At 69.6% G+C, this 21,167-nt stretch carries 22 protein-coding genes and 1 pseudogene; 8 read left to right on the forward strand and 15 right to left on the reverse strand.

All coding sequences use genetic code 11. The features are described from left to right. Positions 1-48 precede the first annotated feature (48 nt). Both CES90_RS27155 and CES90_RS27160 read right to left on the reverse strand, forming a co-directional pair. Positions 49-432, reverse strand: coding sequence for a hypothetical protein (locus CES90_RS27155; protein WP_189786773.1), 384 nt, complete (start codon positions 430-432; stop codon positions 49-51). 28 nt (positions 433-460) lie between these two features. Then, complete coding sequence (locus tag CES90_RS27160; protein WP_189786772.1) at positions 461-1,546, reverse strand: hypothetical protein; 1,086 nt, start codon at positions 1,544-1,546, stop codon at positions 461-463. Positions 1,547-1,957: 411 nt separating this feature from the next. Between CES90_RS27160 and CES90_RS27165 the strand changes: the two genes are divergently transcribed. Beyond that, positions 1,958-2,941 carry a PIN domain-containing protein gene (locus tag CES90_RS27165; protein ID WP_189786771.1) on the forward strand — a complete coding sequence of 328 codons (984 nt, stop codon included), beginning with the start codon at positions 1,958-1,960 and terminating at the stop codon, positions 2,939-2,941. A 169-nt stretch (positions 2,942-3,110) separates the two neighbouring features. Further along, on the forward strand, positions 3,111-3,485 hold the full coding sequence (locus CES90_RS27170; RefSeq protein ID WP_189786770.1) for a hypothetical protein: 375 nt from the start codon (positions 3,111-3,113) through the stop codon (positions 3,483-3,485). Positions 3,486-3,578: 93 nt separating this feature from the next. On the opposite strand, the gene CES90_RS27175 is transcribed toward CES90_RS27170, so the two are convergent. From CES90_RS27175 to CES90_RS27200, 6 genes are all read right to left on the reverse strand, one after another. Then, positions 3,579-5,021 (reverse strand): 3'-5' exonuclease, encoded by a 1,443-nt coding sequence (locus tag CES90_RS27175; protein WP_189786769.1) that lies wholly within the window; start codon positions 5,019-5,021, stop codon positions 3,579-3,581. A 1-nt stretch (position 5,022) separates the two neighbouring features. Continuing rightward, complete coding sequence (locus CES90_RS27180; RefSeq protein ID WP_189786768.1) at positions 5,023-5,460, reverse strand: hypothetical protein; 438 nt, start codon at positions 5,458-5,460, stop codon at positions 5,023-5,025. Positions 5,461-5,580: 120 nt separating this feature from the next. Further along, positions 5,581-6,120, reverse strand: coding sequence for a hypothetical protein (locus CES90_RS27185; RefSeq protein ID WP_189786804.1), 540 nt, complete (start codon positions 6,118-6,120; stop codon positions 5,581-5,583). Positions 6,121-6,131: 11 nt separating this feature from the next. Next, positions 6,132-7,178, reverse strand: coding sequence for a hypothetical protein (locus CES90_RS27190; RefSeq protein WP_189786767.1), 1,047 nt, complete (start codon positions 7,176-7,178; stop codon positions 6,132-6,134). A 360-nt stretch (positions 7,179-7,538) separates the two neighbouring features. Beyond that, a complete protein-coding gene (locus CES90_RS27195; protein WP_189786766.1) occupies positions 7,539-7,811 on the reverse strand; it encodes a hypothetical protein in 273 nt (90 codons plus the stop codon). Positions 7,812-7,877: 66 nt separating this feature from the next. Further along, entirely contained in the window at positions 7,878-8,081 is a 204-nt protein-coding gene (locus CES90_RS27200; RefSeq protein ID WP_189786765.1) for a hypothetical protein, read from the reverse strand. A gap of 190 nt (positions 8,082-8,271) precedes the next feature. Here CES90_RS27200 and CES90_RS27205 point away from each other — a divergent pair, with 190 nt between their 5' ends. Further along, positions 8,272-8,631 carry a hypothetical protein gene (locus CES90_RS27205; RefSeq protein WP_189786764.1) on the forward strand — a complete coding sequence of 120 codons (360 nt, stop codon included), beginning with the start codon at positions 8,272-8,274 and terminating at the stop codon, positions 8,629-8,631. Positions 8,632-9,498: 867 nt separating this feature from the next. Here the strand turns inward: CES90_RS27205 and CES90_RS27210 are convergent. Next, positions 9,499-11,238 (reverse strand): DUF7380 domain-containing protein, encoded by a 1,740-nt coding sequence (locus CES90_RS27210; protein ID WP_189786763.1) that lies wholly within the window; start codon positions 11,236-11,238, stop codon positions 9,499-9,501. 29 nt (positions 11,239-11,267) lie between these two features. Next, positions 11,268-12,122, reverse strand: coding sequence for a Swt1 family HEPN domain-containing protein (locus CES90_RS27215; RefSeq protein WP_189786762.1), 855 nt, complete (start codon positions 12,120-12,122; stop codon positions 11,268-11,270). A gap of 153 nt (positions 12,123-12,275) precedes the next feature. Between CES90_RS27215 and CES90_RS52050 the strand changes: the two are divergent. After that, positions 12,276-12,479, forward strand: a pseudogene (locus tag CES90_RS52050) (hypothetical protein); the annotation flags it as partial. A gap of 136 nt (positions 12,480-12,615) precedes the next feature. Further along, positions 12,616-12,876, forward strand: coding sequence for a hypothetical protein (locus tag CES90_RS27220; RefSeq protein WP_189786761.1), 261 nt, complete (start codon positions 12,616-12,618; stop codon positions 12,874-12,876). 137 nt (positions 12,877-13,013) lie between these two features. On the opposite strand, the gene CES90_RS27225 is transcribed toward CES90_RS27220, so the two are convergent. Next, positions 13,014-13,895 carry an ATP-dependent DNA ligase gene (locus CES90_RS27225; protein WP_189786760.1) on the reverse strand — a complete coding sequence of 294 codons (882 nt, stop codon included), beginning with the start codon at positions 13,893-13,895 and terminating at the stop codon, positions 13,014-13,016. 225 nt (positions 13,896-14,120) lie between these two features. Here CES90_RS27225 and CES90_RS27230 point away from each other — a divergent pair, with 225 nt between their 5' ends. After that, positions 14,121-14,432: a hypothetical protein gene (locus CES90_RS27230; RefSeq protein WP_189786759.1), complete on the forward strand. Its 312-nt coding sequence runs from the start codon at positions 14,121-14,123 to the stop codon at positions 14,430-14,432. A gap of 375 nt (positions 14,433-14,807) precedes the next feature. Beyond that, on the forward strand, positions 14,808-15,728 hold the full coding sequence (ku, locus tag CES90_RS27235) for a non-homologous end joining protein Ku (RefSeq protein WP_189786758.1): 921 nt from the start codon (positions 14,808-14,810) through the stop codon (positions 15,726-15,728). Between the two features lie 28 nt (positions 15,729-15,756). Here the strand turns inward: ku and CES90_RS27240 are convergent, their stop codons facing one another. The 4 genes from CES90_RS27240 to CES90_RS27255 all read right to left on the reverse strand — a co-directional run bounded on the left by CES90_RS27240 (position 15,757) and on the right by CES90_RS27255 (position 17,428). Next, positions 15,757-16,050 (reverse strand): hypothetical protein, encoded by a 294-nt coding sequence (locus CES90_RS27240; RefSeq protein WP_189786757.1) that lies wholly within the window; start codon positions 16,048-16,050, stop codon positions 15,757-15,759. A gap of 55 nt (positions 16,051-16,105) precedes the next feature. After that, positions 16,106-16,330, reverse strand: coding sequence for a hypothetical protein (locus CES90_RS27245; RefSeq protein ID WP_189786756.1), 225 nt, complete (start codon positions 16,328-16,330; stop codon positions 16,106-16,108). Between the two features lie 319 nt (positions 16,331-16,649). Beyond that, positions 16,650-17,096: a MerR family transcriptional regulator gene (locus tag CES90_RS27250; protein ID WP_189786755.1), complete on the reverse strand. Its 447-nt coding sequence runs from the start codon at positions 17,094-17,096 to the stop codon at positions 16,650-16,652. Further along, complete coding sequence (locus CES90_RS27255) at positions 17,093-17,428, reverse strand: hypothetical protein (protein WP_189786754.1); 336 nt, start codon at positions 17,426-17,428, stop codon at positions 17,093-17,095. The genes CES90_RS27250 and CES90_RS27255 overlap by 4 nt, the downstream gene beginning before the upstream one ends. Positions 17,429-17,700: 272 nt before the next feature. Between CES90_RS27255 and CES90_RS27260 the strand changes: the two genes are divergently transcribed. Further along, positions 17,701-21,162: a DNA polymerase III subunit alpha gene (locus tag CES90_RS27260; RefSeq protein WP_189786753.1), complete on the forward strand. Its 3,462-nt coding sequence runs from the start codon at positions 17,701-17,703 to the stop codon at positions 21,160-21,162. Positions 21,163-21,167: the final 5 nt, after the last annotated feature.

Below are 21,167 nucleotides of genomic sequence, written 5' to 3' on the forward strand. Positions count from 1 at the left end.
CCGCTCCGCACCCGTCCGCAGACGATCACACCCGCCGAACCGGCGGGCTCAGCTCCCCGTCGGCGACTGCTGCTCCGCGGGCTGCTCCTTGTACGCGACGCGGCCGATGGCGGAGTAGGCCGTGCTCAGCTGGCCGTGGAGCTCACCCGCGAGGTCCTTCGCCGCGTCGGAGGACTCCGTGAAGCGCTGCAGGACGTCGTCGAGCGGTTCGCCCCGGTAGTCGCTCATCAGCTGGCCCTTGTCCTGCAGTTGCTGCACGGAGGCCTCGATCAGTTCGATGGCGGTTCGCAACTCGCCGGCGCAGCGGGTGAGATAGCTGTGGACGCTGTGCGCCTGGCCCGGGTACTCAACACCGCGGTACTGAAGGGCGCGGACGAGTTCGACGAGGGAGCGAGCTGCCCCCTCCGCGTGCTGTTCGATGTTCTCGGTCATTGATCTGGTTCTCCTCGGAGGGTGGTGATCACATGCGATCGGTGAACTGGCAGTAGGCGTGTACGGAGACCAGCCGCTCCCAGTCGGCGGGCGTGTCCGAGCCCGCGTCGAGCGGGCCGTAGAGCAGGACCGTGTCCCGGCGGCGCGCGGTCTCCAGCCACTTGGCCGACGCGAGCGGCGGCGCTGGCACGGGTGCGCGCCACAGGATGCGGTCGTAGACGTCCTTGCGCCATTCCCACGGTTGTCGTTCGGGCCGCAGGGTCGCGTCCAGCAGCCGGACGATGCCCAGCAGCGCGCCGCTCGTGCGGTCGATCTTCAGCACCCAGGCCGGATCCACGCTGGGCAGTCCCTGGAAGATGTAGGGCTCCCAGCCGCATCGCCAGCGCAGGTCGTCGTAGCCGGCCTCGGGAGACTCCGGGACCAGGGCCACCGACGCGACCAGGCCGGACCCCGTCCGCGTCATGTCGGTGCGTACGCCGTAGGCCGCCGGGTGCCCGAGGGCGGAGAGGTCGACCACCACGCCCGGGCCCGCCTTTTCCGGGTCGTTGCCCTCCATGGTCACGGTGACCGTCGACAGGCCGGTCGGGCTGGGGTACCGCTCGCGCAGCAGTCCGGCGTCAACGTGCCCGTAGTACGTCCACATGTCCAGCGTGTCCTCCAGGAGTGCCGCGCGCGATTCCCGGGGCAGCATCTCGACCACGGGCGGCAGCATCCCGGGGTCCCGGTACTCACGGGCCTGTTTGACGAGGCCGAAGAAGACCTGGGTGGCTCGGGAGGCCAGGCCGCCCGCGTCCTGCTCGGTCTCGGCGTGCAGTGTGTAGACGGACCCGGCCAGCACCGCGAGGACGATCGCCTCCTCGTCCAGGAGTTTGTCCGCCAGGGACTGCTGGCACGGCGCGCACCGATCGATACATGCGCTGATCAGCGCCGACGCGGTCCGCATGTCCGGCGCCGTGTCCACGCCCCACCGCGTGGGGTCGACCGGCTGGAGGTCGGCGGCCGACGGGCCGCTGGTGTGCTGATGGAGGGTGCCGGCGTTGGCCGAGGCGAACGCCGCTCCCCTGGCCCGGCTCTTGGTGCGCGCCCGGCTCTTACGGCCGTGGCTCTTGGTCATACGGCTCTCGTTTCCCCGCGCTCCGGCCCCATGACCCGATGCGCGCGACGAAGAGCAGCATGCGGAAGGCTTCAACAGCTGTACGGCCGTTGGGAGTTGATGTTCGCCTCGCACTGATGCTCACAGTCCGGACCCCGTTGTACGGGGCCCGCGGGCACCTCTGCCGTCATGCGCCCTGGTCATGGGCCGGGGCGCTGGCTTGGGCCGATGCGACGGCCACTGCCCGCAGCCTACCGGTCCGCGGGCAGCCCCGGAACCGATGACCGAAAGTGCCCGCGCTCGGCTAAACCGGCCGTGTGGCCAGGCGCCGCGCCGGTCTCCGGACTCGTCGAGCGCAGCGGGCGGTAGCGCGACGTACGGACTGCGGAAAATCCGTGCACCGCTCTCCGCTCGCGGGCCTACGCTCCCGTCATGTACAGCAGCGTCGACGACCGCCCGCTCGGTGGCGGCTTCCGGATCGGGGTGTTCGACACCTCCGTGCTCACCCAGGACATCACGGCCACACTGAAGCGTCGTCGGCCGTCTTCAATCCTGGACGGGATGCGCTACGGGACGCTGCGCGGTTTCATCCCCCACTACGTGTGGGCGGAAGTCCCGCGCGTACTCGCCGATCTCAAGAGTGAGGGCCGTACCTTCGACCTCGCCGCAGCGGAGCGGCTGTGGTGGGGCCAGTACATCCCGCTCCTGCACGTCGTCTGCGTCAACGGACTGCCGATGACCCCGGCTGCCGACAAGCTCGCCCAGGAGGACCTCAGCGACGTTGGCATCCTGCAGTTGGCCGGCGTCCTTGCCCCCGTGGTGCTGTTCGCCGCCGACCCTGACCTGATCCGCCACGAGGTTGCCGCACGGGACTGGGGCGCTCTGCGGGCCCTGCTCGGGAAGATCGGCGCAGCCGAAAGAGCTGTACGGAGCAGCACCACCACGGTGGAGCTGTCCGGCCGTTCCCTGCTCGCGACGGTCCGTCTGGCGCGTGCCCACCCGCTGGCCACCGGCGCCCTGGCGGCCGCCGCTGGAATCTACGCCTACCGCAACCGCATCCGGCTGCCGCAGGCCCGCACCACGCTCTCCCGCTTCGGCATCGAGGCGTTGATGGCCTTGAGTGAACCCTTCGACCGGCATGAACGGCACACACGCACTTGGACGGACGCCGAACGCGGCACGGCAGGAGACGACGTACTCTCCCTCATCGCACGCCTGCTCGCGCGGGCACCCGCGCCGATGACCCGCACCGACATCCTCGCGGCCCTCCCCCACACCGTGCGAGAGCCCCACCGTCGGCAGATGGACGGGCTTGGCCGGCTCCTGCACCGCGTCCCTGCCTTCCACCAGCCCACCTCCGGCAAATGGCAGCTCGGCAGGACGAACATGCAGATCACAGCCCTGCCCTGGGCGTAGCACGTCTATCACCAGCACGTATGCGGAATCGCTGACGTTCTGGCCGCCGTCGAGTTGAGGAGGGAGCGTTCAACGGAACGCACCCGTACGAGGTACAGCGTTCAGGGGCCGAAGACGGCAGGCTCAAGAGGACGCAGAACAAGCTGATGCGGAATGAGTGAGGTTTGACATGGACGATGAATTCGGGCCCGTGGTCGCTTCCTACACGTGGGAAGAGGCCTTTGAGGACGGTGCCTTCATCTCGATCCCGCCCGCGGCGGCCACGGCGGCCGGCATCGAGATGCCGCTGGCTATCACCGCCGGCGCGCGGAGGGAGTTCGTGGAGGGCGGCGACGGTGATGAGGACGACCGGCTACGGACGGTGCTGTCCGCGGTGGCGCGGGCCGTCAAGCGGGGACCCGACAATGAGGTGTGCTTCGTCGTACCGGCGGAGGAACTGCCTTCTGGCCAGGCGTCCACGGGCGCCGACGAGCTCCTCGCCATCACTCAGCCCGCCGATTCGGGTGGCCTCATCCTGACCTTGATGCTCCCCGACGAGATGTGAACGCGGCTCACTGGAAGCGCCGGCCCGGGACGGAGGGTGAGCTTGGATCTGTGGTGAAGAGCCGTCAGGCCCGGTGCCGCCCCGACCACGGTCTCACCGCTGGGCAGGCGCGGGCGCGGTCGGCGTGAACGTCGTGCCCCGGCCCTCGGACATCCGGATCAACACCTTCCTCGCGGATTCGCAGTCGCCGAGGGCGCGGTGGCGGCCGCCAAGGCGAAGCCACCGGAAGGCGCCGGTCCAGTCCTTGTACGCCTCCATGAGGCAGAACCAGGAGTCCTGGGGCTCCAGATGCATCGGCTTCTTCCCCGCCCGGGCGATGTCGCCGAGCACGATTCCTCTGTCGAAGACGACGTTGTAGGAACAGATGATCTTCCCCTTGGTGACCTGTCGCAGCCGGGGAAGGACCTTCTCGAAGGGCCTGGCGTCGGCCACCATCTCGTCGGTGATGCCGTGGACCCAGCGGGCGCCGTCGCTGATCGGCTCGGTCGGCTTGACCAGGGTGTCCATCAGCTTTTTGCCGGTGGCTGCGTCGATCACTGCGACCTCGACGGTCTGCCCGTCCAGGTCGGTGGTCTCCGTGTCGAGGATGACCGCCACATCCGGCTCCAGGAGCTCGCGCGCGGCACGGGTCACCTCTCCCCACGCCGGGCACAGGGTGATTTCACTGGCGTGCGTGGCGGCCACCGGGTCGGCGAACAGCTCCCGCAGCACCTCATCCTCGGTCGGCCCGCCGTCGACACGCTCCCAGTCCAGCTCCCAGCCCCCGGAGTACGGGGAGTTCCAGGCCCACACCGTCGTACGGTGCCGGTCGGCCAGGGCCTGGGCGAAGGCCTTCACCACGGCGGCCCGGGTGGGGGCGAGGGCCGCGTACTCGCGCAGCGGTGACACCGCGCCCTTGGGCAGGCCCCGCACGGCCTCCCAGTCCACGCCCGGCATGTCCCGCACGGCGCGGACGTCGGCGAGCCGGTACAGCGCGACGGTGACAGTGCGGGTGCGGCCGACCTCGCGCTCGTAGGTGTCGGCCGGGCTGATCCACCCGGCGGCCTCGACGTACTTCCAGTCGGCCGGGTGCCGGATCTCCAGGACATCGGCGGCGGCTTGCGCGGTGATGTACTGCTCGCCGTCGGCCTCGGCGGCCAGCGCCTCCAGGTCGGCGATCAGGTAGCGGCGGCCCTTGCCCAGGGTGATGCGCCCTTCCGCGCCCATCCGCTCGATGTCGCGCCAGTGCCAGCCGATCCGCTCGGCCGCCGCGTCCCTGGGAACGCTCGCCGCCTCCCAGGCGCGCCGTTCGTCGACCACGCCGCGCACCAGGTCCTCGTCGAGGGCGAGCGCGGCCGCCGTCTCGTACATCGGCCGCCTCTTGAACCATCCCGTCACGACCAGGTGCTCCTGGGCGACGAGTTCGTCGATGTCAGCCATCGTCACCTCCACCCCCGCGCGTTCGGACAGCAGGCCCGCGATCCGCCAGCCCCCCAGTTCCGCCGGCTGCGGTGCCGGTGTCTCCTCGGCGTTCGTCTCCGCGGTGGTGTCCGTCACCTCACTGCTCCTCTTCGCCGGTGGTGCCGGACTGTTCGGCAATCTTGCGCTCGCATTCGGCGATCCGCTCGTCGCAGTGGCGCAGCAGCAGACGGTCGGTGCTCTCGCAGCTGTCGGGCAGGCCGAGGCTGTTGAGCAGGTACTCGCGCATCCGCCAGTCGCCGGGCTGATCCCAGCGTTCCTCGTCCACCGCTTCGTCACCGGGCCAGGCCATCCTGACGAGGATGTTCTCCCAGTCGGTCAGGTCCTCGGCGGCCCAGGTACGGCGCTCGAACTCGGTGGGGTCGGGGATATCAGTCCTCTGCCGGTAGCAGGAGTGGTCGGCGACGATCTCGGCGGCGTAGGCGAGGGGGATGCCGCCGTGCGCAACTGCCCAGCCCCATACGGCCAAGGTCTCGATCAGCGCGGGCGGATGGTTCCGGGGGTTGGGGGTGTACATGGTGGTCTCCTTCAGCGGGGCCCAAGGCCTGAGCCGAGCGCTGCTCGGAAGGCGTCTCTGGCCTGGGCAAGTTCTAGAAATCCGACCGGAAATGAGGCGCGAGGTCGAGGAGTTCGTACGTCACCCGTCCGTCTCCGTGCGCGGTGTGGATTCGTCTGTCGGCGTGACCGCATTGACGGGGTGGCGGCCCTGGCCCAGCCAGGTGAGCTTGAGGAAGCGCAGGGGCGTCGAGGGCACGTAGCTGATGTCGACGTTCGCGCGAGTGGCGGCGAACGGCTCGTGCCCGGGGACGTCGGCCCGTTCGACGTCGACGGTGGGCCAGGGCACTTCGGCGTTGGTGGGGATGAAGCCGCCGAGTGCCTCGAACTCGTCGTTCCACCCGTCCGGGATGGACAGGTGCGGGGCGAGCAGGGTCACGGTGCGTCCGCTCGTGAAGGTGACGGTGGCGGGCTCGTGCGGCGTCGGCGGTTCGTCGGTCGGGAGCTTGCCGTGGGCGCGCAGCCAGTCCTCTGCGGCCGTGCGCTGGAAGGTGGGGCTGGTCTCGGTGCCGCCGGCCGGTTCGGGGAAGTCGCCGTGCCTGCGGCGCCAGTTGGCGACGGCCGCGCGGCCCACCCCGGCAACCCGCCCGATCTGGGAGAGGTTCACCTCGGAGTCGTTCATGGACGGCCCCGTCACATGAAGCGGACGTGGGCGACGACGGCCAGGAGCTCACCGGTGTCGGCGGCCCGCTGGAACGCGTCCTGGTCCTCGCCATCCGTCACTGGCCCGACGACCAGTACGTGCTGGGCACGGTCGAGCAGGTCCCAGAAGGGTTCCGGCAGCGGCACGGTCTCGCTCGCGTCCCACAGATGCGGCAGCAGGTCGTAGCCGTCGGGATCGATCTGGGCAAGGCACTCCAGCGTCCTGGTGGCGATGTCCACCCGCAGCCGCCAGTTGAAGTCCAGCTCCGGCAGCTGACTCCCGTCCCAGGACTGCCAGTCCGTCCGGCGGCGCAGGTCGGCAAGCCCGGCACCCGCTGTCTCGCACTCCAGCATGAGCATGGGCAGTGGCCGCCCGTCGGGCATGCTGGTGGTGGCGAGCATCACCGCGTACGCGGGGACACCGTCGGGGTCGGGCGGCAGATCGGTCTTGCCGACGGGGATCGAGCCGGGCCCAGGCCCGTCGACCCACTTGGTGGCGCTGTCCTGCGGGTCGAGGTCTGTCTTCAGGTCGAGGAACTGGAAGACGTCCGGACCGGCACCCCCGGCGGCCCAGTGAGTGAGCGCGTCGTCCAGCAGCTCGGCGGCCTGCGTCTCGTCCATCTGCGCCACGGCCACGAACGCCGCGGTGCCGTCGCCGGACACGGCGGCCGACCGGGCGAGGGGCGACCACGACCTGGTCGCGGCCGACAGGCTAGGAGAGTGCTGGGCACCCGCGTTCAGCTCCAGCCCGTAGACGGCGCCGGCGAGCGCCGCGAGGGTAGCCCGGTGGCGCTGGACGACCTTGCCCATGAGCGATGTCTGGCACGGACCGCACCCGGACCGGGCCGCGGCCACCAGGCGGCCGGCGAAGTCGAGGTTGAGCTTGTTGCCTGCCGAGTGGGGCAGGCCCTGAAGGATCGACATGTCCGGGACGGGGTCGTGGCGGTGGACCTTCCCCGTCGCGGCGGACGCCCGGGAGGCCCCGGTGCGTGCGGCGCGTGCCTTGTCCCGGCTCTTCTTGCGCTGGTTGCTGACCATCACAGTCCTCAGCTGGCGTGCACGGCCCCATGACCCGAACACGCGCATGAGTGATGACTGCGGTGATCGGTACTGCGCCAAGCGGCGGTGTTCTTCGCACTGATGCGCCCGGACCCGTGGGTCCCGCGTACCTTCGCCTCAACTGCCAACAGTCATGGGCTGAGGCGGGCGTGGGCCGGTGCGCGGCCCGTGTACAACACGGTACCGGCTGCCACTGACAGCCCGGGCCTGGAACCGGACCTCTCGGGAAAAGGATCTCCAGAATCACATCACGGTGAAGCCCACGAACCCCTTCGAGGTCTCCTCGACCTCGGAGACTGCGGCGCGGGGCGGGCCGATCTCCGTGTGTGGGGCGATCTTCTACGGCTCTTCTGTTCCCAGGGCTCGCCGTGCGGCTTGTTGGAAGGCGCGGTCCGGTGCGCGTTTTGCCTGCCATGCCTTCTTGAAGCGCTCGTCGCACTCGGGGAGTCGACCGTGTCCCTCCCGCAGAGCCGCCGAGAACCAGTCCATCCCGGCCTTCTCCCAGTCGTACATCGCCACACGCAGTTCCTCGGCCGCCTCCGCAGCGGCCACCGGGCCGGCCACAGCTACGGCTGCGACCGAGGTGCTGAACTGGACCCACGCGTCATGCACCTCGGCGAAGGAGGCTCTCCACTGCTCCGGCGTGGACTGCTCGTCCCAGACCAGGTCGGAAAACCGTCACCATGACGCCGACGGCAACTTCGTGCTCGCGATGAGCGCGCCGTACGCCTCTCGCCGCGCGGCTTCGCGCCGGTACTCCCGCTCGGCTCGCAACTGCCGCTGCTGCTGGCGCCCTTGACCGACCACCGAGACCCAGCCGCCAGCCACCGCTCCGAGCACACCGATCGCCGCGCCCACCACACCCGCCACGCTCGCGTCCATCACCGCGCGTTAGACCCCGAGGCCGCAGCACAAGCCAGAGCGCCTATCGCCGACAAAGCTGTACGGGGCTGGGACTCCTGCCCCTTCGCGTACGGCGGGAGACGCCGCGTGCCGTCACTGAGGCGCCGAGCCGGGTCCCGGCACAGGCTCAGCGTCCCGGCCGGCTGCTCGAACGGAAGTACTTTAGGGCGTGGCGCAGAAGGACGAGACGACGTACGACTTCCCGAAGGACCTCATCAAGGCCCAGGACGAGCTTGAGGAGGTACGAGGCGAGCTGAAGATCCTTCTCAAGAAGCAGCCCTGGTCCGTCGAGCCGCTGGCCGCGTGGACGACCCACGAGAACCACTGGCGTGCCTCCTCCCGCCCTGATTCCCCGGGCTGGGATCCCGCGGATCAGTTGCGCATCGGCACGCTGCGGAAACGGGAACTCGAGCTCGCTGCTCTGATCGTCGGCCACCCGTTCTGGAAAGAGATCGCCGCGGAGGAACGAGCAGACGCCCGCACCAAGCTCAAGCACCACGGTCAGTCGACGGAGAAGGCCACCGCCTAGACCTCGCCGCCCCTGACAGCCGTCGTACGACCGCGATCCGTCTGCCCCTGGATCTCACCTGCCCTCGTACTCCCGGGTTGACGGAGCGGCGTAGCTGTAGCGGGCCCGAGGCGAGCAGGCGGCCGGGTAGGGTGGCGGCGCGGCGTGCACGTACGCCGGAGTCCGAAGAGGGTACGGCCCACGCCCGAGCCTCGACATCCGGGCAAGGTTCTCGGAATCGCGTGCGGTATCTCGTCACCCCTGATCTGGTGCGACGCAGGCGTGGGACGCGCCGCCGTGTGGATAGGGCATGACGAAAGACCGCAAGCGAAAGCTCAAGATCCGGGCGGAGATGGCCGCCACGGGCTTGTTGTTCAATGACGCCGCCCCCGCGTTCGACTTGTACGGCGTACCGGACGCTGGGCATCAGCCTCCCGAGGGCGTTCCGATGGCGGACGATCCGCTGGGCCTGGGCGATGGCACCGAACTGTTCACCGCACCGCTGATGGTGGTCACCATGCTGCCGGCCGGGCCGCCGGGGCTGGAATCCGCCCAGGTGATCGCGGACGCCATGGACTACCTGATCGATCCGGATGCAGGCTGGTACCGGGGGTACGCCGAGGTCCACGGGCCCCGGCCCACCCGGGAGTCCGGAATGGCTCCGCTGGCTGGGCACCGTCCGGGCATGCTGCTCGTTCAGGTGTCCGCGCGCCGGAGCTGGACCACCGAGACCCTGCACGATTTCCTGCGGGACGCTGCGGTCGCGATCCCCGCCGCCCTCGTGGCCCGGTACCCGGAGATCACTGAACGGCACGTCACTGTCCGGGCCCTGCAGGTGGAAACCGCTCAAGGGACTGGAGCGATCTTCGTCAGGTTGTGCGGTGGCGCTCATCCCGGCGTGTCGGCTCCCGCCGCTTCCTCGGGTGGTTCGTGTGCGGTGATCGAGCGGAGCACCACGAGGGCGGCCTGGAGGACCAGGGCGATCCGGTGCCGGGGTGGACGGCGCTCTGTCAGGTCGTGGAGGACCTCGTTGCGCAGGTTCATGCCTTCGTTCGGGTCGGCGAGCAGGAGGCGGAAGACGGTCGGCCATGGCGCTTCGAAGCCGGCGGTCTTCATGTCCGCGATGAGTGCACCGAGTTGGCTGACCTGGCCGGGGCGATCCCCTTGAGCATGCTGGATGACGGAGATGTCCGTGGCCTTCAGGTGACGGCGCAGGAGGCCCTCGATGCGGATGAGGGCGAGTTCGACGGCGACATCATCGTCGTGCTCGAAGTAGGCCTGGAACGCGCGGGCGAGCCCGCGCATCCGCTCTGGCGGGGCGACCGGGGGACGGACGAAGAGGGCGAGGAGGTCGTCGACGGTGGGGGCGAAGCGTTCCTGGATTCGGTCGAGCTGGGCTTCCAGCTGAAGGCCGTGCAGATCCAGGACGAGGGTGCGGGTGTCGGTTCCGACCGGTCTTGAGCCGGCCTTGGCAAGGGGCGTGGTGACGACGGGACCATTCATGTTGATCTTGGCCGTCGGGAGACGCAGCAGGCCCTGAAGCGTGTCCTCGAGGATGGGCGTGTCCGCGGCCTTGGGCAACAGAGGTGTGGCTGCGGCGACTGCCCGGAAGGCCTCGCCGAGGTCGTCGGCGGCGTCGATGGCTGTGAGGGCCGGAGTGAAAAAGCCGGCGGGGATCTGTATCGGCAGCCCGATCCGTGCCAGGTCGAGGTCTTCGCGAGTCAGGCGCTGCTGCTGGCGGCGGATCTCCTCCAGCGCCTCGGCGAGGCCCATTTTCTGTGCGTACGCCGCGGCTTCCTCGAGGCACATCAGCTTGGCCACGCCGCCGAACCGCTCGGCGTGGTCGGTGTAGGCGTCGATGACGCGTTGGTCGATGGCGCTGCGCTCGTCGTCGTCGGCCGCCGTCTTGCGGAGATCGGTCAGGAACAGCACGCCATTGTGTAGATCGGAACGGTATACGTCCACGGCTCGCTCCAGCAGCGGGCGCAATCTGTCGTGGTACTCCCTGTGTTCGAGCAACGGCTCGGTCAACGTTGCGACGACGCCCGGAGCCGGGTCCTCCCAACCCAGCGCCATGTCGGCGAGGTCGAGCATGTCGGCGACGACGTCCGCGAGCACCGGCTGCCCGGTCGAGGCGGCCAGCCCGTACGCCGCGACGAGTGCGTCAGCGGCCTGCATCCGGCCGATCGAGGCGAGCGTCCCCGTCCCGTCCCTGAGGATGGGGGCCGTCTGGCGGTACGCGTCCACCGCTGCGCGCAGGTGCTCAATGGGGCGTTCGCCATGGCGGGCCGCCCACAACAGGTGGTGCAGTCGTGCGCGTACGGCCGGGTGGTGGGCCGCCTGCGCGTACGCCGCCCACATCTCCTGTGCGTCCTGCGGGATCTGGCGCACCTCGCGGGGCCACGGCGCCTCTCCGGACCCGTGGTACTCACCGCGGAACGTGCCGTCGGACCGGGTGAAGAAGAGCATCGCGGCACGCAGCGCCTCCAGGTGCCGGAGCTCCGCCTCGGGCCAGGCCTGCCGGTCGGCCGCGACCGCCAGCCCCTCGGCCACGATCGAGTGCGACGGGTAGGAGGCCGACGACGCAGCGTCCAGCGCCGCGAGCACGGAGGGGTGCACGTCCGTCATCGTTCTTTCCTGTCTTCCGGTCCGGCGCCTCAGGACGTCGCGGGCGCGGAGTCCTCGCCGGGGAGGACGGTGTAGACGAACGTGGCGCAGTAGTCGAAGCCGTCCGTCCCGGTGTTGACCCGGTGGTAGGGACCGCTGCTCTTCATGTAGATGTGGACGTCCCGGCGCGCGGCGACGTCGGCACTGCTGACGCGCCAGACGATGTCGAGATCCCGGCCCGTGTAGCAGGGGTTGTCTGTGTCGCGGGTCGGAAGGACCCACCACGTGAGGTCACGGCCCTGGGGGTCGGTGCCGCGGCACCGGAAGGTGATCGTGTCGCCGGGGTGCAGCACCGCTCCGGTCCGAAGCGAGACCCCGTGCTCCATGGGGTCCGGCGGGAAGCTGTCGATGCAGTTCCCGAGGCTGTCGGTGACGCTGTCGATCCGCGCAAAGTAGTCCCCCGTCGGGTCCTGGCTGCTCATGTAGATGGTCACCCTGTTCCGGATCTCGCCGGCGATGCCGCTCAGGAGTTCCTCTTCAAAGGGAAGCAGGTCCCGGCTGTGGGCCACGGAGTTGCGTAGTGCTTCGAAGCGGCTGAGCAGCCCCAACGTCTCGCTCTGATTGCCCAGCGCGGGCTTGAAGTCTGCCCAGTACTTCTTCAGCAGGGCGAGGATGTCGAAGAACTGGGCGTACGCCAGCTCGCTGCTCGGTACCGAAGCGACCCCGCGGCGTGTGCGGCGGCCGGCCTCTTCATCCCGGATCGCCCGGATCTTGACCGCCCGCTCCTCGGGGAATACCTGGGAGAACCAGTCCTTGCCCAGCTTCTTGGCCAACACTGTGGCGATCAGGCTCCGCAACGCCTGCTCACACGTCGCCAGCGCCTCCGCCGGCTGCATTTGTGGCATCGGTTCCTCCCCCGTGTGACCGCAGGACCATCATCATCCCGAAGGCGCGCGCAGAACGTCACCGGGTTATCCCCCCGCGTGACTCCCGGGCGTTCCGTGCTCTCGTGGCACGAATGGCACGACGGCCAGCAGAAGGCCTCGGTGCACAGCTACACGCCGTGGTTCGCCGGTGTCGTGCCGGGCACGGACGGCCCATTGTCAGACCCTGCCGGTAGCGTCGTGGGTGTCACAGGACTCGGATCACGCCGAAAGAGCCCTGGAACTGCGGACTTTGCTTGGCGGCTGCCGCATCCCAGGGCTCTCGGCGCGTCCCGGGTCCCCCACCCCTCGTGTACGGGCAGTAGGAGAAACCCTTGACTGGCATCTTTGAAGCTACAGCACAGGTAGGACAATCCCTCCGACCTGCGGAAACGGACACGAGCGCCGTTGCTGGGCTCAGCGAAGCGCTCGATTCTGGCGTCGCCGTCGGTCCGGTGGAGATGCCGGCCGCCTGATGACCGTCTTCCCCATCACCACGGGCCTGTTGCTCATCCTCATGGTGGCGGCGGCCGTCGGCGTCGCCGTGTTCCTCTTCACGAAGAAGAGCAGCACGGCGGTCCCGCCCACGGGGGACCTGGGCATGGCGATCGGCTCGGCCACGACCGTTGCCATGTTCCTCGTGGCGATCGGACTGGCGTCGGCGCCCCCGAGTTCCGCGGATCCGCCTGACGGGCGTGCCGTACCCACGTGTTCGTCCCCTTCTCCCGGGTGTTGAAGGGCACCTTGCAGATCGTTGCCGGGGCCGGCGGTCGTATGACCGCCGGCCCCGACAACATCCGCCACTTCGCAGGGGACGACATCGACGCGCAGCGAGATGGTCGCGTCCCTCGCGCCCGAGACGCACGGCCCGGTTCACGTACTCCGCAGCCGGGTCACCGTCACCACGGCGTGCCGGGTCGTCCCGGCCAGAACCTCAACCACTAGACCGGGAGCGGCAGTGGTGTAGGGCTCCCCCGCCCGGGTGCGCGTGCCGCGCGGCGGGCCGCTCGCCGCGAGGTGCACCGCGACCTGAGCAGCGAGCGGCGCCTTCAGGGACTGGGTGAGCGCCACACGCCCGTCGGGGAGCCGGACCGCGAGTGCCCGCGGCCGCGCGGCCGGCCCGGTGTAGCCGACGACGTCGGCCTCCACGGTCTCGGCATGCCTGATCTTCTTCCAGACCCGGCCTGTGGTCCTGTAAACGGAGGTGGCCTGCTTCGCCACGATGCCCTCGATGCCTTGTTCCGGGAGCTGTTGGTACCAGGTCATCGCCACTGCCGGGTCGTCGGTCATCGGGACCAGCTGGATCGGCGGCTTGACGTTGTACGCCTCCAGCAGGTCGACGAGTAGGGCACGGCGTTCGTCGTACCGCCGTCCTCGGACGTCGCCGTGCTCGGGGTGGAGCAGGATGTCCCACGCCACGAAGTGAGCGGGCAGGTCCTCGGCGAGGCGGCGCGCGCGGGCCGGGGTGGACAGGGCGCGCGACTGCGTGGCCGCGAAATCGATCCTTCCGTGGGCGTAGATAATGGCCTCGCCGTCGAGGACCACGTCCGGCGGGAGCATCTCGAAGGCGGCGAGTGCGAGGTCCATCCAGTTCGCGGTTACGTCGCGCCCGGAACGGGCCTGGAGCCGGACGGTGTCTTCCTCGCGCCAGAGGACGGCCCGGTGCCCGTCGAGTTTCATCTCGTACCGCCAGCTCGTCCCGACCGGCAGAGTCGGGACGAGCTCGGCCAGTGCGACGGCCACGGGGAAGTCCACGACATCAGACTCCGGCCGTTGCGGGGCCTGCGCATGCGGACGGGCGCCACTGACGGAGCGGCATCACTGCCCTCACGGCCAGAGCTGTTTGTCAACGACTTCGGGAGTCACTTCGCACGCCACAGCGCGTGATCAATGTCGAGGAGTTCGGAAGTCGGTAGGCCCCGCCTCGCTGCCCCCGGAAGGACCAACCGCACAACCCTCGCGGCCGGTTAGTGTCCCGGTATGACGACTGGGAACCGCCGCGATCTCACAGCTGTGTGTAGAGCGGCACAGAGCGGATGGGTACTGCAGGTCGTGCACGACGGCATGTCCCAGCCACTTGCCGAAAAGGAGCTACACGACTGGCCTGACTGGCCGGAGTTCCCGCCGGCCGCTGCCGCGGCGGCAGGGAGCGAGCTGGTCATGCTCGGCTACATGATCTGGCCCGATACAGTCACGCCCGACTCGCTGATCGGGTGGCGCCGTGTCCCGGACGAGCGGGCGTGGTCGGCGAAGGTTGCGACCTTCGCCGAGCTACAAGCCCACGGAATCTGACGTTCGTGGTCTGACTCCCGTTCTCGCGAACGCCACCTTTTCGTGCAGGTGTACGACTCCCGATCTCGCTCCGAAACGACGTCGGCAACTCGCGTGCATAGCCACCGGCGCGGACTGACCCAGCAGGTGGAGTAAGCGGGTGCTTCTCCTGCCTGCGTACATTGCTCAAGCGGCATGGCACGACGTCCAGACTCAACTACTGGAGGGCGCAGCCTGCAAGATCGGTAGTAGGGCTGTCACGCTGCTGATCCTTTGGCGGGAGACCCGCGGCTGACACCGTTGGGTGGCCGCCCGTATCTCCTGGTACGTCCATATGCAGGTCGGTGCGGCCGTTCGTACGCTGGTGGTCTCGGGGCCTGTCACAAAGGAATGATCATGCCGCATGCTCTGTGGTCGGGTGCCATCTCGTTCGGGCTGGTCACGATCCCTGTGAAGGTCACGTCCGCGACAGAGGACCACTCGGTGCGCTTCCACCAGGTCCACCTGGAGGACATGGGCCGGGTGCGGGTGCGCAAGGTGTGTGAGACCGAGGACCGCGAGGTGTCGGCGGAGGAGATCGGCAAGGGGTATGAGTGGTCGAAGGACCAGGTCATCCCGGTCACCGACGACGAGCTCGCCGAGATGCCGCTGCCGACCGCGAAGGCGATCGAGATCCTGGGCTTCGTGCCGTACGAGTCGGTGGACGCCGTAAAGATCAGCGACGGCTACTACCTGGAGACCGACGGCAAGGTCGCCGACAAGCCATACGTGCTGCTGCGCGAGGCACTCGCCCGCAGCGGCAAGGCCGGTGTCGCGAAGTTCGCCTGGCACGGGCGGGAGCGGCTGGGCCTGCTGCGCATTCGCGGCAACACGATGGTTCTGCATGCTTTGCGCTGGGACGACGAGGTCCGCGACCCCTCCGAGCTGAGGCCCGGCCCGGTGGAGCTGACGGAGAAGGAGGTCGAGGAGGCACTCGTTCTCGTCGACCGCATGGGTCTGGAGGGCCTGGAGGGGTTCGCCGATACGTATACCGAGGCGCTGGAGGCGGTGATCGAGGCGAAGCGGGAGGGACACGAGCCGCCGAAGACACCGGCGCCAGAGGCTGCGCCGGGCGAGGTGGTGGACCTGATGTCCGCCCTGGAGCAGTCGGTGGCGCGGGCCAGGTCCTCGCGCGGCGAGGACGAGGGCACGGTGCACGACATACCGAAGAAGAAGGCGCCAGCCAAGAAGACGGCGCAGAGGAAGACCGGGGCCAAGAAGACCACTGCGAAGAAGACGGAAGCCAGGACCACGCGGATAAGGCCCCGCAGTGCCTAGCCCCATATGGTGACGTGCGGGCAGTTCTCTACGCTGCCGCCAGTTCCGGCTTCGGCTCGGGATGCCGGGCCTTGGTCCGTACGGCGGCTTCGACGTCGAAACGGAGCTTGCCCCCGTCCTTGGCGTGCTCAGTGACGGCAGCCTGGATGGTGTCGGCCAGGGCTCTCCAGTTCTTCCACGCCTTGTCGTACGTGTCGGTCTGCTCCGGCGACCAGGGTGTCGCCGTGGGGCGACCAAAGGCGTCCTGCAGTTCCCGGACCTGGTCGTGCGCCTTGTCGGCCGCCTTCTGCATCTCCACGAGATCATCGAATGTGTGCGCCACGTCCATGGATCCTATGCCGCTTGCTCCGGGTAGGCCCTGCATGGTCGCCGCACGTTCATGTGCTCTCGGGTGTGGTTTCGCCGTGGGCCGTCCAGGTGTGAAGGGCGCGCTCCTGATCGTCCGTTTTCTCGATGACCTGGATGACTGCGGCCGGGTTCTTGCTGTAGAGCCCAACCCACTCCGTGTACCGGTCCCGTGCTGTGCCGAGGACGTTCCATTCCCCCTCCACGATCGGGCCATTGGCCACGAATCTGAGCCGGGCCAGGTACTTGGTCTGCATGGCGTCGTCCTCCCCCGTCATGATCGGGCGCGCCGTCGGGCGAGGGCGGCGGCCCCACGTTGGGACCGAAGCGCTGGTCGGCGGCGGTTCAGCACTGGTACCAAGGCGGCGGAACTCGCGTGTCACTGAGCACCGCAGGAAATACTCCGCCCCTCGAAGGCCGTGCAACTGGAAGCCGTGCGAAAGCCTGCCCAGAGATCCCGGTGACCTCGCTTGCGAGTCTACCGACGTGGTTCGCCGGTACCTCCATGCCTTCACCGCGGCGCCTCCTTCACCCTGCCGAGGGTCCACATCCTGCATCAGCCGTAGCTATCGCGGATCAGCAGCACGGTCCGGCATGGCGGTTCTCCTCGGCGAGATCGGTGAAGGGGATGGGACAGCATTCCATCGAGGCGCAGGCGGTCAGGTCGTCGCAGCCCGTCGCCATGGCCGTGGCCAGTGTGGTGCGGATGGTGGTCAGGGACGCGATCTTCGCGTCGACCTCGGCGAGCTTGGCCGCCGCGCGCTCCTGCAGCCCGGCCACGGGGCGGCCGTGGCGGTGGCGGCCGGCCTCCAGCAGCTCGGCGACCTCCTCCAGCGTGAAGCCCAGGCGCTGAGCGGCCTTGATGACCCGCAGCGCGGTCACCGCTTCCTCGCCGTACAGGCGGTGCCCGCCGTTGCTGCGCTCGGGCTCGGCCAGCAGACCACGCCGCTCGTAGTAGCGCAGCGTCTGGATGTTCACCCCGGCCGCCTCGGCGACCTGACCGCTGCGCAGGACCGCGCTCACCGCGACTCCCCTGCGATGCCAGTGCGCACCACGATGGCCTCCAGGACCGTCTCGTGCGCCTGGTCCACCGAGATGTCCAGGTGGACCAGGTCCTCGCCCGGATTGACCGCGAAGGTGAAGAACGAGCAGCAGCCGCTCTCCCGCTCCACCAGGTCACGAACCCGCTCAACGACATCCCCGCCGCCGGCCAGGTCAAGGCGCAGACGCAGCGGCTCGGGCCGGGACAGCGAGGTCAGATGCTCCGCGAACAGTGCATCCCAATCCGCGACCCGCAGGGGCCGGTCCTCAGTGGGAAGCGTGCAGGGCTGCGGCACCCACGCAAGATCGGTCATCGCACTCACTCCCGTCAGCAGATCCCCGCGGCCGGGGACACTTCCGACGGTAAAACCTGTACCTAAGTACCGGTTGCAAGCTCGAGCCGCCGCTGAGCGCACCAGCGGCCAAGTGAAGTACTCAGTGGCCGGTTGTGACGCTCGGCCACACCGAGCATCGCGGCCGCCCCGTAGTCATCTTCCGCCAGCCTATCGAACATACGCTCGAATCTCGGTTATGGTGGGTACCTGGAGAGAACCCAGCTCAGGGGAGGGACAGGCGGAGACAGGAGGTGCGAAGTGGAGGTTTTACTCATCTGCACGTCGCCTCCGGTTACTCCGCCCGCTACGGCGCCTCCCTCCCCGGCGCTCTCGTGCAGCGCGCTGCCGAGCGCGGAATGACGACGCTCGCCCTCACCGACCGGGACACCGTCGCAGGCACGGTCCGCTTCGCCACCGCCGCCGCGGCCGCCGGTATCCGCCCCGTCTTCGGTGTCGGCGTCGCCGTCGCCCCGCTCACCCCGCTCACCCCGCCCGACCCGGCCGCCGGACGGCCGCGCACGCCCGTGCGTGGCGGCGCGCACGTGCTGGAGCCGCCGTTGCGGATCACCCTGCTCGCGCAGACCCTGGCCGGGTGGGCACGGCTGTGCCGCCTGGTGTCCGCCGCGCACGCCGAGGCCGACGGCGCAGCGCCGGTCGTGTCCTGGCCCACCCTGCGCGCGCACGCTGACCAGGACCTGGTGGTGCTGCTCGGCCCGGCCTCCGAACCGGTGCGGGCCCTGTCCGCCGGCCGCCCCGACGTCGCCGAGCAGCTGCTCGCGCCGTGGCGGGAGCTGGCCGGAGAGCAGCTGCGACTGGAAGCCGTGTACCTGGGGCGGCAGGGCACCGGCGCGGGCTCACTGCGGCTGGCCGCGCGCACCGTGGGCCTGGCCGACCAGTTCGGCGTCCGTACGGTGCTGACGAACGCGGTCCGCTACGCCGACCCCGACCAGCACCGGCTGGCCGACGTGCTCGACGCGGCCCGGCTGCTGCGGCCCGTCGACCGCTGGCACCTGGACGGCGGCGAACGCTGGCTGAAGGACCCGGCCGCCATGGCGGCGGCCGCCGACCGTATCGCCCAGGCCGTCGGCGACGACCGAGCCCGGGCAGTTCGCCTCCTGGCCGAGACCGAGGCCACCGGCCAGTCCTGCACCCTCACCCCGGTCGATCTCGGGCTCGGGCGTCCTCACTTCCCCGAACCCTCCGTCGTCGGCGCCGGCCCTGAGCGAGGTTCGGCCATGCGGCTGCTACAGCAGCGGTGTGAGACCGGGATGATCGCCCGCGGCCTGGACCGGGACGAGCGTGCCGTACGACAGCTCCGCTACGAGCTGGACGTCATCGGTCGGCTGGGTTTCGAGGGGTACTTCCTGGCCGTGGCCCAGGTGGTCGCTGACACCCGGGCGCTGGGGATCCGGGTCGCCGCGCGCGGCTCTGGCGCCGGCTCCATGGTCAACCACAGCCTCTTCGTCGCCACCGCCAACCCGCTCGAACACCGGCTCCTGTTCGAGCGCTTCCTCAGCGAGCGCCGTACGTCGTTGCCGGACATCGACCTCGATGTGGAGTCCGAGCGTCGGCTGGAGGTGTACGACGCGATCATCAAGAGGTTCGGGCCGGAGCGGACCGCGGTCACCGGCATGCCCGAGACCTATCGGGCGCGGCACGCCCTGCGGGATACCGGCCTCGCCCTGGGGATTCCGCCGCAGGTCGTCGGCGATATCGCCAAGAGCTTTCCGCACCTCCGCGCCCGGGACATTCGCGGCGCGCTGACGGAACTGCCGGAGCTACGGCAACTCGCCTCCCAGGCGGGGAAGTTCGGACCACTGTGGGAGCTCGCCGAAGGCCTGGACGCGCTGCCCCGCGGCTACGCCATGCACCCGTGCGGAGTGATCCTGTCGAACGCGGCGCTGCTGGACAGGCTGCCGGTGCAGCCGACTCCGGCTGGCTATCCGATGGTGCAGGCTGACAAGGAGGACGTTGAAGATCTTGGTCTCCTGAAGCTCGACGTCCTGGGCGTCCGCATGCAGTCCGCGATGGCGTACGCGGTCGCCGAGATCCGCCGCACGACCGGACGCGTGCTCGATCTCGACAACCCCGACCACGTCAGCCTGAACGACCAGCGGGCCTTCGAGATGATCCGGGCCTCGGACACCGTTGGCCTTTTCCAGCTCGAGAGTCCTGGTCAGCAGGATCTGGTGGGCCGTCTGCAGCCCCGGCACATGCAGGACGTCGTTGCGGACATCAGCCTCTTTCGTCCCGGCCCTGTGTCTGGGGGCATGCCCGCTTTGTACATCGCTGCCCGGCACGGTGCCGCCCCCAAGTACCCGCACCCTGATCTGGAGCCGGTGCTCAACGACACCTACGGCGTGGTCATCTGGCACGAGCAGATCATCGCGATTCTCGCGACGATGACCGGCTGCGACCGTGCTGCCGGCGACGTCGCCCGCCGCGCCCTGGCCGACCCCGACCGGCTGCCCAAGGTCGAGGCCTGGTTCCGTCGTACGGCCGGGGAGCGCGGCTACGCCAAGGACGTGCTGGACGAGGTGTGGGAGACCGTCTCCTCCTTCGGCGCGTACGGCTTCTGCCGCGCCCACGCGGTGGCCTTCGCCGTCCCCGCCCTGCAGTCCGCGTATTTGAAGGCGCACTTCCCGGCGTATCTGTACGCGGGGCTGCTGGAGCACGATCCGGGCATGTGGCCGCGCCGGGTCATCGTCGCCGACGCCCGCCGCCACGGCATTGCTGTGCTGCCCATCGACGTCAACCACTCCCGCGGGCAGCACAGCGTGCAGCAGACCGGGCAGGGCTGGGGGGTGCGTCTGGCGTTCTCCACGGTCAAGGGCATCACCGAGGCGGAGACCGCCCGCCTGACGGCGGGCCAGCCCTACACCGGCCTGCAGGATCTGTGGCTGCGCGCCCGCCCGTCCCTGCCGCTCGCCCAGCGCCTGATCCGCATCGGCGCTCTCGACGCCCTCTCCCCCGGCCTGACCCGGCGAGACCTTCTCCTGCAGGCCACCGAACTGCACCGGCAGTCCCGCAACCGCACTGCCACCGACGGGCAGCTGCCGCTGGGCGGCGAGCTGACGACCGCCGGACCGAGCGGGCTGCCGGAAATGACCAGCCGCGACAAACTCGGCGCCGAACTCGACACCCTCTCCATCGACGTGAGCCAGCATCTGATGGAGCACCACCACCGGCTGCTGCGCGAGCTCGGCGCGACCGACGCCGCCCACCTGCGCGGCATGGTGCCCGGGCAGAAGGTTCTCGTTGCCGGGGTTCGGGCCTCCACACAGACGCCGCCGATCCCGTCCGGTAAGCGGATCATCTTCTGCACGCTGGAGGACGGCTCCGGCCTGGTCGACATCGCCTTCTTCGAGGACTCCCACGAGCAAGTGGCGCACACCGTGTTCCACTCCGGGCTGCTGCTGGTACGCGGCACCGTTGAGGCCCGCGGCCCGCGCCGCACCGTCGTCGGCGAGACGGCCTGGGACCTGGACGAGGTGGCCGCCGCCCGCCGCGACCACGGCCCCCAGGCAGCCCTCGACCTGCTCGGCCGCACCGGCCCGGCCCCCACCCCGGCCCAGCTGGCCGCCCCGCAGCGAACGCTCGCCGACGGCACCGCCGGGGCCCGCCTGCACCCGTACGCCGACCTCCAGCCCGCCGGCACCCGATCGGCCGACCTTCGACGGCTCGGCCACCGGAGCCAGGGAAGCGCGGGGTGATCGCT

It is taken from the genome of Streptomyces capitiformicae, assembly GCF_002214185.1.
GTDB lineage: Bacteria > Actinomycetota > Actinomycetes > Streptomycetales > Streptomycetaceae > Streptomyces > Streptomyces capitiformicae.